Source organism: Actibacterium sp. XHP0104 (genome assembly GCF_025751515.1).
Lineage (GTDB): Bacteria > Pseudomonadota > Alphaproteobacteria > Rhodobacterales > Rhodobacteraceae > Actibacterium_D.
The window spans coordinates 97,109-109,522 of sequence record NZ_JAOWLE010000001.1 but is presented as its reverse complement, the minus strand read 5'-3'; the positions used below and the strand labels follow the sequence as shown (position 1 = coordinate 109,522).

Annotated in this window: 16 protein-coding genes; all 16 read right to left on the bottom strand. The window is 66.3% G+C overall.

The features are described 5' to 3' along the window. Positions 1–39: 39 nt before the first annotated feature. The gene (gene tilS / locus OE856_RS00520; protein WP_263714090.1) at positions 40–1,299 is read right to left on the bottom strand and encodes a tRNA lysidine(34) synthetase TilS; all 1,260 of its coding nucleotides are present in this window, start codon (positions 1,297–1,299) and stop codon (positions 40–42) included. Further along, a complete protein-coding gene (ybgF, locus tag OE856_RS00515) occupies positions 1,290–2,111 on the bottom strand; it encodes a tol-pal system protein YbgF (RefSeq protein ID WP_263714089.1) in 822 nt (273 codons plus the stop codon). Before ybgF ends, tilS begins: the two co-directional genes overlap by 10 nt. Positions 2,112–2,123: 12 nt before the next feature. Beyond that, positions 2,124–2,630, bottom strand: coding sequence for a peptidoglycan-associated lipoprotein Pal (gene pal / locus OE856_RS00510; RefSeq protein WP_263714087.1), 507 nt, complete (start codon positions 2,628–2,630; stop codon positions 2,124–2,126). 77 nt (positions 2,631–2,707) lie between these two features. Then, a complete protein-coding gene (gene tolB / locus OE856_RS00505; protein WP_412174842.1) occupies positions 2,708–4,030 on the bottom strand; it encodes a Tol-Pal system beta propeller repeat protein TolB in 1,323 nt (440 codons plus the stop codon). 2 nt (positions 4,031–4,032) lie between these two features. After that, positions 4,033–5,154, bottom strand: coding sequence for a hypothetical protein (locus OE856_RS00500; RefSeq protein WP_263714085.1), 1,122 nt, complete (start codon positions 5,152–5,154; stop codon positions 4,033–4,035). A gap of 10 nt (positions 5,155–5,164) precedes the next feature. Further along, the gene (gene tolR / locus OE856_RS00495) at positions 5,165–5,641 is read right to left on the bottom strand and encodes a protein TolR (protein ID WP_263714084.1); all 477 of its coding nucleotides are present in this window, start codon (positions 5,639–5,641) and stop codon (positions 5,165–5,167) included. A 3-nt stretch (positions 5,642–5,644) separates the two neighbouring features. After that, on the bottom strand, positions 5,645–6,340 hold the full coding sequence (gene tolQ / locus OE856_RS00490) for a protein TolQ (RefSeq protein ID WP_263714083.1): 696 nt from the start codon (positions 6,338–6,340) through the stop codon (positions 5,645–5,647). A 99-nt stretch (positions 6,341–6,439) separates the two neighbouring features. Further along, positions 6,440–6,841 (bottom strand): tol-pal system-associated acyl-CoA thioesterase, encoded by a 402-nt coding sequence (ybgC, locus tag OE856_RS00485; protein WP_263714082.1) that lies wholly within the window; start codon positions 6,839–6,841, stop codon positions 6,440–6,442. Beyond that, positions 6,838–7,458: a hypothetical protein gene (locus OE856_RS00480; protein ID WP_263714081.1), complete on the bottom strand. Its 621-nt coding sequence runs from the start codon at positions 7,456–7,458 to the stop codon at positions 6,838–6,840. The genes ybgC and OE856_RS00480 overlap by 4 nt, the downstream gene beginning before the upstream one ends. A 49-nt stretch (positions 7,459–7,507) precedes the next feature. Beyond that, positions 7,508–8,536: a Holliday junction branch migration DNA helicase RuvB gene (gene ruvB, locus OE856_RS00475; protein WP_263714080.1), complete on the bottom strand. Its 1,029-nt coding sequence runs from the start codon at positions 8,534–8,536 to the stop codon at positions 7,508–7,510. Positions 8,537–8,539: 3 nt separating this feature from the next. Then, the gene (gene ruvA, locus OE856_RS00470) at positions 8,540–9,217 is read right to left on the bottom strand and encodes a Holliday junction branch migration protein RuvA (RefSeq protein ID WP_263714079.1); all 678 of its coding nucleotides are present in this window, start codon (positions 9,215–9,217) and stop codon (positions 8,540–8,542) included. After that, positions 9,214–9,717 carry a crossover junction endodeoxyribonuclease RuvC gene (ruvC, locus tag OE856_RS00465; protein ID WP_263714078.1) on the bottom strand — a complete coding sequence of 168 codons (504 nt, stop codon included), beginning with the start codon at positions 9,715–9,717 and terminating at the stop codon, positions 9,214–9,216. Before ruvC ends, ruvA begins: the two co-directional genes overlap by 4 nt. 145 nt (positions 9,718–9,862) lie before the next feature. Next, entirely contained in the window at positions 9,863–10,081 is a 219-nt protein-coding gene (locus OE856_RS00460; protein ID WP_263714077.1) for a hypothetical protein, read from the bottom strand. Positions 10,082–10,288: 207 nt separating this feature from the next. Further along, on the bottom strand, positions 10,289–11,155 hold the full coding sequence (locus tag OE856_RS00455) for a 50S ribosomal protein L11 methyltransferase (protein WP_263714076.1): 867 nt from the start codon (positions 11,153–11,155) through the stop codon (positions 10,289–10,291). A 31-nt stretch (positions 11,156–11,186) separates the two neighbouring features. Beyond that, positions 11,187–11,750, bottom strand: a complete 564-nt coding sequence (locus OE856_RS00450; RefSeq protein ID WP_263714075.1) for an AAA family ATPase — start codon at positions 11,748–11,750, stop codon at positions 11,187–11,189. A gap of 5 nt (positions 11,751–11,755) precedes the next feature. After that, positions 11,756–12,406, bottom strand: a complete 651-nt coding sequence (gene msrA, locus OE856_RS00445; protein ID WP_263714074.1) for a peptide-methionine (S)-S-oxide reductase MsrA — start codon at positions 12,404–12,406, stop codon at positions 11,756–11,758. Between the last annotated feature and the right edge of the window lie 8 nt (positions 12,407–12,414).

The window sequence follows — 12,414 nt, the reverse complement described above, 5'->3', positions numbered from 1 at the left end:
GCAGGCCACCTCACTAAAATAGAGATATAAGATCGGGGTTCAATGCGATATCAGCGTTTCGGGCCAGCTTTCGCCGCTCTGCGCCAATTCAGCGCGCCATTTCGCCCCGAAACCGGCCAGCGGCGCGGCAATCAGGGCCTCGCCCTGCCAAATCGACACCGATGCAAGCAATGTTACCCGTGGCAAACCCGTGTCGCGCCAGGGGCCGCATTGCGCTAGCCCGGCCTCGCCCAGGGCCCGTAATTCGGCGCCGGGCAGGTCGGGGCCGGTCACGCGCCAGCGCCCGTCCCACCTGTCAGCCGGCGCGCATCGCTGCCCAGAAACAGCGTTCAGCTCGCGCGTGACACGCAACGTGCCGCGATGGGGAAACAGCAGCGCGCCCTGCAAAGTGCGGCTGCGCCCGGCCAGCGCCTCGGACAGCGCGTCGCGCAAGGCCGACAGGCGCGGCCGATAGGGGCTGGACCCAACCCAGCACACCGCCCCCGCCATCAGTCGCAGCCGGGTCTCGTCGGGCAGATCGGCCAGGGCGGCGGCATCGAACACCACGTCGCCCGCCTCGACCCTCGCCATCGTGCGGGCCGCGCTCAGCGCCGCGCCTTCCAGCACCTCGCGCGCCATGGTCATGCGGTCGGCGGTATCGGCCAGCCCGGCGGGATCAATGCCCAGATCGGCGAGCTGCGCCAACGCCTGCCGCGCCTTGACTCGCTGAAAGCGCATATCGTCATTGCTGGGGTCTTCGATCCAGTCTTGCCCCGCGCCCCGCAAAACATCGCGCAGCGCCTCGCGGCGCACATCCAGCAAGGGCCTCAGCCAGACCAGCCCGCGCGCCACACTGCGCGCCGCCATGCCCGACAGCCCGTCCACACCCGACCCGCGCGCCAGCCGCATCAACACCGTTTCGGCCTGATCGTCCAGCGTATGGCCCAGCGCCACATGGCCGACGCCCCGTGCCGCCGCCCAATCGGCGATCAGCTCCTGACGCGCGTCGCGGGCGCGATCCATCAGGTTGCCCTGCCCGTCCCAGCCGCCCCAGCGAAGGGTTTGATGCGGAATACCCAGATCGGCGCACAGCCGCGCCACGAACGCCGCCTCTTCCGCCGCTTCGGGCCGCAGGCCATGATTGACGGTCACGGTCTCTAGCGCCACGTCGCGACCCGCCGCCCACCGATGCGCCAGATGCAAAAGGGCGACGGAATCCCCGCCGCCCGAAACCGCCACGCCCAGCCGCGCGGGCATGTCATCGTTGAAAAACGCCGCGAAACACGCGGCCGGATCGCCGGGGGCCGGGGTCAACTGCACCCGAGGCTTTGACGTGCGGCCTGCGCATCCAGCACCACCGCCGAAGACGGGAACCGCGCCCCAACCTCGCCCAGCGTCACGCAAGCCTCTTGCGTCTGTCCCAGCGCCGCCAGCTGCATCCCCAGCTGATACAGCGCATCAGGCGCGCGCGGGCCGTCCGGCGCGCCAGAGAAGCTCTCAAGGAAAGCGCGGGCGGCATTGGTCGTCTGGCCCAGCTGCGCCAGAGCCTCGCCCCGCAGGTAATGCGCCTCGCCGCTCAGCGGGCCGCCCGGATAGGTCTGGGCAAAGGCCGCGAACTGATTGGCCGCACCATGGTAATCGCCATCGGCCAGCGCCTGCGCGGCGCGGTCGAAATCGGCCTGCTCGCTGACCGCCAGCTCGGTGCTGACGGGCTGTGCCGGCGTGCTGGGCGGGGTGGTGACAGCGATACCGCCAAGGGTCGATGTTTCGCCCAACTGGCTAATATCACAGCCCTTTTCCAGCTCGCACAGGCGGAATTCCAGGTCGCCGATACGGTTGGTGCCGTCCGTGACCACCTGATTGATGCGATACTCCAGCTGCTCTGCCTTGGCGGTCAGGCGCTGCAATTCGGCCTCGATGGCATCAATGCGTTGCAGCGGCGTGCCGGCCGCCGCCACACCCGGCGCGGCGCCGGTTGTGGACAGCTCGCGTTTTAGCCGCTGCACATCGACATAGACAATCGACAGCTGCTGACGGATATCGGCCAGGGTTTCCTCACGCGACTGGGCAAGGGCCGGGGCGCTGACGCCCACGACCACCCCCAGCACGATCGCCGCTGTAATGCCCCGCATCAACCGGCGCCCTTACGAGCCCGCGCCCGTGCCCACGACGGTCACGGCACGGCGGTTCTGGGCATAGCAGCTCTCTTCCGAGCAGATCTCGATCGGACGTTCCTTGCCATAGCTGACGGTGCGCACGCGGTTCGGCGAGACACCGCGCGAAATCAGGTATTCCTGCACCGCGCTGGCGCGACGCGCGCCCAGGGCAAGGTTGTATTCGCGGGTGCCCTGCTCGTCGGCATGGCCTTCGATCAGGATGCTGTAGTCGGTGTTGGTGTTCAGCCAGCCCGCCTGCCCGTCCAGCGTGACCACGGCGGAATCCGACAGGGTGCTTTGATCGACGGCAAACCAGACGCGGTCACCGATCGCCTCTTGGAAATAGGCCGGCGAGGCCGGATCAGAGGCGCTGCCCAGACCGGCGGCGCCAAACCCGCCGGCGCCATCGGCAGAGCCGCCAAAGCGGCCCGGATCAGTACAGGCGGCCAGCCCCAGCATGGCCACCACAAGAGCGGATTTCGTGAGAAGGTTCATGTTCGTGTCCTTGTTATCGTTCTTGGCCCGATTGCTGCCAGTCTAGCAGCCGGACCAAGGTTTGGAAATCGTTGTGCTTACGGCAAGAGCGGCGACCAGGCCGGGTCGGAGCCCGCGCCCTGGATCGGCATCCGGCGCAGGTTGCGGCCCGAAACATCGACCGAGTAAAGCGCGCTTTGCCCGCCCGCCCCCGAGGTCTCGCGGCCGAACATGATCACCCGTCCGTTGGGCGACCAGGTCGGGCCTTCATCGAGGAACGAGGCGGTCAGCAGGCGCTCTTCGGAGCCATCGGTGCGCATCACGCCGATATGGAACCGGCCCTGGCTTTGCTTGGTAAAGGCGATCATGTCACCGCGCGGCGACCAGACCGGGGTCGAATAGCGACCCTGGCCGAAACTGACCCGCCGCGCCTCGCCGCCCCCGGCGGACATCACGTAAAGCTGCGGCGTGCCCGAGCGGTCCGAGGTAAAGACGATGCTCTTGCCATCGGGCGAATAGCTGGGCCCGGTCTCGATCGACGGGGCCGAGGTCAGCCGCGACCGCGCGCCGGTGCGCAGGTTCATCGTGTAGATATCGGTATTGCCGCCCTGTTCCAGCGAGTAGACCACCGACGTGCCATCGGGCGCGAAACGCGGCGCAAAGGTCATGGTGCCGCGCTGATCGTCCAGCGACCGGCGCGCCAGGCTGTTCACATCCATCACCGTGATCCGGGGAAAGCCGCTTTCAAAGCTGGTATAAAGCACCCGGTCGCCATTGGGCGAGAACCGCGGCGCCAGAACCAGCGCGCCGCCCTGCGTCAGGTATTGCAGCCCGGCCCCGTCGGAATCCATGATCGCCAGCCGTTTCTGGCGGTTGTTCTTGGGCCCGCTTTCCGACACGAACACCACGCGGCTGTCGAAATAACCGCTCTCGCCGGTGATGCGGGCGTAGACCTGATCGGCCACCTTGTGGGCCATGCGGCGCCAGCTGTCGGTGGTGCCGGTGAATTGCAGCCCCTCGCCCAACGGCGCGTTCGAGAACACGTCGAACAGGCGGAACTTGACCGTGATCCGGCCGCCCGGCCCGACCGACACCGCGCCGGTGATCAGCGCCTGGGCATTGATCGCTTTCCAGTCGGCATATTGCACCGGGCTGGCAAAGCTGGTGATACCCGAAATATAGGCCGAGTTGGGGATCTCGCGGAACAGGCCGGTGCTGGTCAGGTCGGATGAAATCACCCGGCTGATATCGCGCGCCAGCTGCGTGGCCTCGCGGTTCTCGGCCACGAAATCGGGCACCGCAAAGGGCATCGGCTCGATCACACCCTGATCGATCACGATCCGCAACGGCCCGTTCTGCGCCAGCGCAGGCGGCGCGGCCAGCCCCAGAAGGGCCAGAAACAGGATCATAACTCTCAGCATGGTCATTTCCTCATTTTCGACGGATCGAAGGTAATCTCGATGTCTCGCCACTGCTCGTATTTGTCTTTCGGCAGATCATAGCCGCCTTTCTGGCAACGCAAAATGGCCCGGCGCGCAGCGTCAAAGGCCGAGCGGATTGCCGCCGGGTCTCCGCCGCTGTCCGACAGCAATTTCAACGAATTGCCGTCCACCTTGCCGTCTTCGCTCATCGACATGCTGACCGTCACCGTGACCCGCGCGGCCGGAGAGCCGGGGTCGACGATCCAGCAGCTTTGCACGGCAACGCGCAGCGCATCCTTTTCGCCCTGCGTCAGCGGCGGGCCGACGCGGGCGGTGCCGCTGCCGTTGGTGGCGGGCGCACTGCCGCTGGCCACGGCCTGAGCCACCGCATCGGCAATGGCGTCATTTTGCGGCTGGGCGGGTTCGGGCGTCGGCTCGGGCTGGGCCTGAGGCTGCGGCGCAGGCCGGTTCGGGCGCGAACGCGGCCGCAGCGACGAGGTCAGCGCCGGGGTTTCGGTATCCTGCTCTTCGGCCTCGGTGACGATCTGGGTGCTGGCCTCTTGCGGGGCGGTGTTCTCGGTCACCTCGGGGGCGGGCTTTTCCGCATCGGGGCTGGGCGCGGTCACCTCGGCCGTAACCTCGTCGGGCACGGCGGCCGGATCGGGCGTCAGCGACGGCACCGGCGCAATGTGCGGCGAGGCGCGCGGCGGCGACGGCTCGGCCAGCAGGGTTTCGCCCTCGGTCTCGGACGGCGGCGCGGGCGGCGTCGGCGGGGTGTCTTCGACCTCGGCCGTGGGCTGGGGTTCGTCGGGTTCGGGGGCCGGGTCGGGCGCGGTTGCGGGCTCGGGCCGCTCGGCGGGCTTGGGCGGCGTGGGCCGCGTCAGCGGCTGCGGCGCTTCGGGGGCGGCGGCCGGCTGATCGGGCGCGGGCTGCTCGGGCGCCTGGTCCACCGCGCGCGGGGCCGAAGCGGGCGCGGTCATCGCGGCAAATTCCTCGGCCGAGACCAGCGACACCTGCGCCACCTCGATCGGGTCATGCTGGCGCGACGGGAAAAACCCGCCCAGCAGCACCCACAGGATGAGGGCGCCGTGTCCGATTGCCGAGATGGTATAGCCCGTTTTCATGGGCGCTGCCTTAATTCCCCTGCCCGTCCAGCGTCGGACCGCCGGTATCGGTCACCAGACCGATATTGCTGAACCCCGCCGCATTGAGCGCGCCCATGACCTGCATCACCCGCTCATAGGGGATGGCCCCGTCGGCACGCAGAAAGATCTTGTCGCTGTCGCGTTCGGCCGACACCGCGCGCAGCTTGGCGATCAGCTCGTTCGGGGCGGTTTCGGTCGTCTGGATCTGGATGCCGCCATCGGCGGTCAGCGTGATGGTCAGCGGTTCCTCTTGCTCGCTGGGCAGGGCCTCGGCCGCGGTTTTCGGCAGCTCGACCGGCACGCCAACGGTCAACAACGGAGCGGCGACCATGAAGATGATCAGCAGCACCAGCATCACGTCGACAAAGGGCGTGACGTTGATTTCCGACATGGCGGCGGCACGGCTGCGCCCCCGGCTGCGGCGGCCCTTGCCCCCGCTTTTGCGTTGCATCACCCCCGCGCCCATCGCCTAGGCGTCCAGCTGGCGCGACAGGATGGTGGAAAACTCGTCGGCAAAGGCCTCGTAGCCGCCGATGATGCGGTCACTGTCGGCCGACAGCTTGTTGTAGAACACCACCGCCGGGATCGCGGCCAACAGGCCCAAAGCGGTCGCCAGCAGCGCCTCGGCGATACCGGGGGCGACAACGGCAAGGCTGGTATTCTGCTGCAAAGCGATCTGTTCGAACGCGTGCATGATACCCCAGACCGTGCCGAACAGCCCCACGAAAGGCGCGGTCGACCCCACGGTCGCCAGGAACGACAGCCCGCCGTTCAAAAATTCGGTTTCCTTGGCGATGGCCACATCCATCGACCGGTCAATGCGCGGCGCGGCGCCGGCGATGAACCCGCCATCCTGGCGATGGCTGCGGCGCCATTCGGTCATGCCGGCGGCAAAGATGCGCTGAGACCCGCCCTGCGGGTTGGCCTCGATCTGGTCATACAGCTCGTCCAGAGGCTCGCCCGACCAAAAGGCCTGGTCAAAGGCATCGGCCTGCGCGCGGGCGGCGCGATAGTTGATGATCTTCTGGATGATAATCGCCCAGCTCCAGAACGACGACGCGATCAGCAGCAGCATCACGATCTTGACGGCAAAGGTGGCGCGCGCAAACAGCGCCAGCATCGAGAAATCAATCTCCGATGCCATCGCAAGGGTTTCGGTTTCCATTAGCCTGCTCGTAGTTGGGCCGGATTCACCCGGCTCTGATTGGGGGCGACATTACAGTGTTTCAAAGTGAATTGCCAACACATCCGCGTTACCGCCGCGTCACCCCGCAAGATCGGCAAACAATCGGCGAAGTTCCGCCGGAATGCGCGCCGGCGCACCGCTGTCGGACAGCGCCACAAGGGTGACATCGGCCTTGAACAGCACCTCTTCGCCCCGCATCACCCGTTGCGCCATCACCAGCCGCGCGCCGCCCACCTCGGCCATCTCGGTTTCCACGGTCAGCTGATCCTGGAACAGCGCGGGGCGCAGATAGTCGGCCTCGACCCGGCGCACGGCAAAGACGATGCCCTGTTCGGCCCGCAAGGCGGCCTGGTCGATGCCCAGAGACAGCACAAACTCGGTGCGGCCGCGCTCGATGAATTTCAGGTAATTGGCGTAATAGACGATGCCCGCCAGATCGGTGTCTTCGTAATAGACCCGCAGGTTCAGCCGGTGCGTCATGCCGCGCCCACCCGCGCCGCCAGCCGCAGCGCATGGCTGGCATCATTCGCCACCGCCGGCATCACCGGGTCATAGGCCGCGCGGATCACATCCGCCACCTCGGGACGCAGCACCGTCACGCCAGTGGGCGTCACCGCCAGCGGGCTGCGCGCGGCAAAAGCATGGTCGCCCCACAGCAGGATGATCTGCACCATCTGCGCCAGCGCCAGCTCCTCGGCCGGCATGTCCGACAGCGCCGCATCCATGCGCAGAAAGACGAACGCCGCCTGAATGGCGCCCGTGTCATCAAAGCGGAAGAACCGATACTGGTTCGCCCCCGCCGCCTTCAGCCGCACCACCTGCCCGGCCAGATCGGGCACCAGCTTGTCCAGGTTCGGGGTTTCCAGCAACTCGTCCCATTCGCGGAAAAAGAACACCATCAGGTTGGCGCCCAGTTCCGGGTCGGTCTCGGCCATCTTGTGCCCGGCCAGCGACACGATCGCCTCGCAGGCGCCCTTGACCGTTTGCAGGCTGTCCTCGGTCACGCCGAAAACAACGGGCGCGATCGGGCGGCCCCAGCGGGCAAAGGCATAGGCCCCGTTGCGGGTGAACATCTGGGTAATCTGGTCGGACGTCATCGGGACTGCCTAATCGTTGTTCTCATCCGCAGGCATAGGCCGAACCGACCTATCCGTCAAACAGCTGCCCCTGTCCGGGCTGTTGCGGTGCGGGCAGGCCCAGATGCGCCCAGGTGCGTGTCGTCAACATGCGCCCGCGCGGGGTGCGCTGGATCAGCCCCTGTTGCAGCAGGAAGGGCTCGATCACCTCTTCCAGCGCATCGCGGCTTTCCGACAGGGCGGCACACATGGTTTCGATCCCCACCGGCCCACCGGCGAAATTCTCGGCGATCATGCGCAGATAGCGCCGGTCGGCCCCGTCAAGCCCCAGGTGATCGACCCCCAGCCGGGTCAGCGCATTGTCGGCAATGGCATGGGTGATACGGCCATCGCCCTCGACCACGGCGAAATCGACAACCCGGCGCAGCAGCCGCCCGGCGATACGCGGCGTGCCACGGGCGCGTTTGGCGATCTCGCGCGCGCCGCCATCATCGGCAGGCACGCCCATCAGGCGCGCACCGCGGGTGACGATCTCGTTCAGCTCATCCACGGTATAGAATTGCAGCCGCGTTGGAATGCCGAACCGGTCGCGCAGGGGCGTGGTCAACAGGCCCAGCCGGGTCGTGGCGCCAACCAGCGTAAAGGGCTGCAGCTCGATCCGCACGGTGCGTGCGGCAGGCCCCTCGCCGATCACCAGATCCAGCTCGAAATCCTCCATCGCGGGGTAAAGCACCTCTTCGACGACAGGGTTCAGGCGGTGGATTTCGTCGATGAACAGCACATCGTTGCGCTCCAGGTTGGTCAGGATCGCCGCCAGATCGCCCGCCTTGGCCAGAACCGGCCCCGAGGTCATGCGGAAATTCACCCCCAGCTCGCGCGCCATGATCTGGGCCAGCGTGGTCTTGCCCAGCCCCGGCGGGCCGTAGAACAGCGCGTGATCCATCGCCTCGCCACGCTGGCGGGCGCTTTGAATGAACACCTTGAGGTTCGCGCGGGCCTCGGCCTGACCGATAAAGTCGTCCAGCACCTGCGGACGCAGCGCGCGGTCGGCATCCTCGGGTCGGGGATCGGGGCGCAGGGTCGGGTCGGGTTCGGACATCGGTTACCCTTTCGGCGCCAGCAGTTTCAGCGCGGCCCGGATCAGCGCGGGCGTATCAGAGTCGGGCGCTTCGCCCGCCGCCTGTGCCACAGCCTGCGCCGCCTCGGACGGGCCATAGCCCAGATTGCCCAGCGCCGACAGCGCCTCGGCCTGGGCCGAGGCTGTGCTGGATGCAGCAGGGTTGGGGCGGGGCGCGGGTTTGGCGGCCTCGATCACATCATCCGCCCCGGCCGGCAGACCATCCAGCGCAGCGGGCAGCGACGCCCCCATGGCCATCACGGCAGGCGCCTTGTCTTTCAATTCCATCACGACGCGCTGAGCGGTCTTGGGGCCAATACCGGGCGCGGCCTTCAGCGCCGCCCAATCCCCCAGCGTTAGCGCGCGGCTGACGCCATCGGGCCCCAGCGTGCCCAGGATCGACATCGCAGCCTTGGCGCCGATGCCCTGAACGCTGACCAAAAGGCGGTGCCATTCCTTTTCCAACAGGGTCGGAAAGCCGAACAGCTGTAACAGATCTTCGCGCACCAAGAGTTCGGTATAAAGCGCGACCGCCTGCCCCACCGGCGGCAGGGCGGCCAGGGTGCGCTCGGAAACGTAAACAATATAGCCCACGCCGCGCACGTCGATCAGCACGTGATCGGTGCCGCGATAGTCAAGCCGTCCGGACACCTTGCCGATCATGACGCCCGCCTGACTGCGGCGGCCAGACGACCGGCACTTTGGGCGTGATGGGCATGGCACAGCGCGATCGCCAGCGCATCGGCGGCGTCGGGGCCGGCGATCTCGATACCCGGCATTTGCAGGCGCACCATGTGATCGACCTGGCGCTTGTCGGCATGACCCACGCCGACCACGCATTTCTTGACGGCATTGGGGGCGTATTCGCCAACCTCAAGCCCCGCCTGCGCCGGCACCAAGAGGGCAATCGCCCGAGCCTGGCCCAGTTTCAGCGTCGCCACCGCATCCTTGTTCACGAAAGTCTGTTCCACGGCGGCCGTTTCCGGCGCGTGGCGCGCGATGACATCGGTCAGCTGGTCATGCAGCGACATCAGCCGCCGCGCCAGATCGGCGCCCGAGGAATGGCAGATGCCGTTGGCCACATGGCTGATGCGCGACCCGTTCACGTCGATCACGCCCCATCCCATGTTCCGCAGGCCAGGGTCGATGCCCAAGACACGCATACTGCTCGCGCCCCTGTTGTTGTTTTCGTTGCCCCTGACTAGCACGAATGGTGAACATCCGCCAGCATGAATGCGCCCTCAAACGCCAAGCGCCCCCGCCGGCGATGCGACGGGGGCGCTTGTCTTGACGTGAAATCAGGTCAGATCAGACCAGATCATCCAGAAAACTGGACATGGTTTCGGACAACCAGCGCGACAGATCGTCGGGCTGCATCAGCACGGCGCCGATAGCCTCTACCTTGGTGCCATCGTTCAGACGCGAGACACGTTCGGTATAGTCGGATTCTCCGAGGTACATCATAAGGCTGGACTTGAGCATCAGGCCCGTAGCCAGAACCAACATGAGCGGGCGTGTCAGGCTCACTTGCCGAGTCGGCCTCACATACACAGAACGCCCCACAGTCCCAGTGGCCTCGAACGCGCGGCCACGACGGTGCATTTTCTCAACACGCTGCACGCGTCCCTGGAAATCATCATAAAGCGGGTCAGACATTTTACCAACTCCTGACACGCCCCCACCACATAGGCATTAATACGGTCCAAATATGGCAATTCTAGGGCGTAACCCCGGCTACTTGCGGATACAAAACGTCGTCCAGTCTCCAATTTGTTCTTTATTAACGACCAAAAAGCCGTTTTCGGCGTAAACCCGCCCAACTTCTTCGGCCTGATCGTTAAGAATTCCGGACAATATGGCGTAGCCGCCCGACTCGATATGGGCCGCCATGTCGGGGGCAAGCATGATAAGCGGCCCCTTGAGGATATTGGCGAACACCAGATCAAAGGGCGCGGCGGCGCGCAGGCGGTCATGATCAAAGCCCGCGGCCTCCAGGCAGGTTACCCGCCCGGCCAGCCCGTTGCCCGCGACGTTGGCCTCGGCCACGTCCACGGCGACCTCGTCGATATCGCTGGCCAGAACCTCGCCGGGCCAGATGCTGGCCGCAGCCATCGCCAGCACCGCCGTGCCACAGCCGATATCGGCCACGTTGCACCCCACGAACCCGTCATTGGCCAGCCGGTCCAGCGCCCTCAGGCAGCCCAGCGTGGTGCCGTGATGGCCGGTGCCAAAGGCCATTGCCGCCTCGATCAGCAGCGCGACCTTGCCCTCGGGCACCTGATCGGCATCGTGACTGCCATAGACAAAGAACCGCCCCGCCTCGACCGGAGACAGCTCGCGCTTGACCTTGGCGACCCAGTCGATCTCGGGCAGCTCGGAAATGGTAAAGTCGCGCGCGCCATGCATCGCCGCCAGCAGCGCCAGCCCGGCCAGGTCGGGCGTCTCGGTGAAATAGCCGCCGACCTCCCACAGGCCCGAGCCGTCCTCGATCTCGAACACGCCGACACCGGTGGGTTCGGGGATCAGTTCCTCCATCGCCTCGCCAAGGGCATCGGCGGCGGGTTTTCCGGGCACGGTGGTCAGGGCGGTAAAGGTGGGCATGGCTGTCTCCGGGCTATGATGCCCCAGTCGCCTAGGATGCCGGAACCGGTTGGTCAAGCTCTGCCATCGCCTGCGCGACCATCTGGTCGACGCTTTGCGTGGCATCGATGCGGATCACCGGACAGGGCAATTGCGACAGCCACTCTTCGTGAACGTGCCGGGTGCGGCCGGTGAAACCGGGGTCGTCATATTGCATCGCCCAGTCCAGAAAGCTGGCGAAAGCGGCGGCGCGTTCGCCGCCCGGCTCGATCGCCTTGCCATAGCGGCGGCGTTCACGCGCGCGCAGCCGGGCCAGCCGCTGACCGGCGGGCAGGGTCAGAAATACCACATGGGTCAGCCGCGGGATCACCGGATCGCCCCAGCCCGCGAAAGAGCCCGATAAGATCCAGTCGCGCCGGGGCAGGAACATCTCTTCCATCAGCGCCAGCCGATCCTTGACCGGGCGTTTCCTCTGAAAAGCCGGGTCACTGGGGCGCCAGTAGAAATCATCGGTGTCAAAGGCCTGCGTCGCCATCTTCGACGCCAGCGCCCGCGCCAGCGTCGAAGTGCCAGAGCCGCTGGCCCCCAATACATGAATGCGCCTGCCTGGTGTCACGCGATCTAGACCCCGGTGCCAATGGGACAGCTCACGCCCGTCCCCCCAATGCCGCAATATCCGTTCGGGTTCTTCGCCAGATATTGCTGGTGATAATCCTCGGCATAATAGAATGGCCCCGCTGGCGCAATCTCGGTGGTGATCGCGCCCATCCGCGCCCGCATCAGCCGGTGCTGAAACAGCGCGCGGCTGGCCTCGGCGCGGGCAAGCTGATCGTCACTGAACGTATAGATGGCCGAGCGATACTGCGTGCCGCGATCATTGCCCTGGCGCATGCCCTGGGTCGGGTCGTGGCCTTCCCAGAAGGTGCGCAGCAGGTCGTCATAGCTGATCTGGGCCGGGTCATAGATCACCCGCACCACCTCGGTATGGCCGGTCTGGCCGCTACAGACCTCTTCGTAGGTCGGATTGGGGGTATAGCCGCCGGCATAGCCCACCATGGTCAGCCAAACACCGGGCAGTTGCCAGAACTTGCGTTCGACGCCCCAGAAACAGCCCATCGCGAACACCGCCTCGGCCATGCCATCCGGCACGGGCGATTTCAGCGGTCGCTGCCACAGGTGATGCGCGGTCGCGGTCGGGATCGCCCTCTCGCGCCCCGGCAACGCCTTTTCGGCCGGGACCATCTCGGTTTTGTGGATCGAAAGTCCAAACATACGTGCCT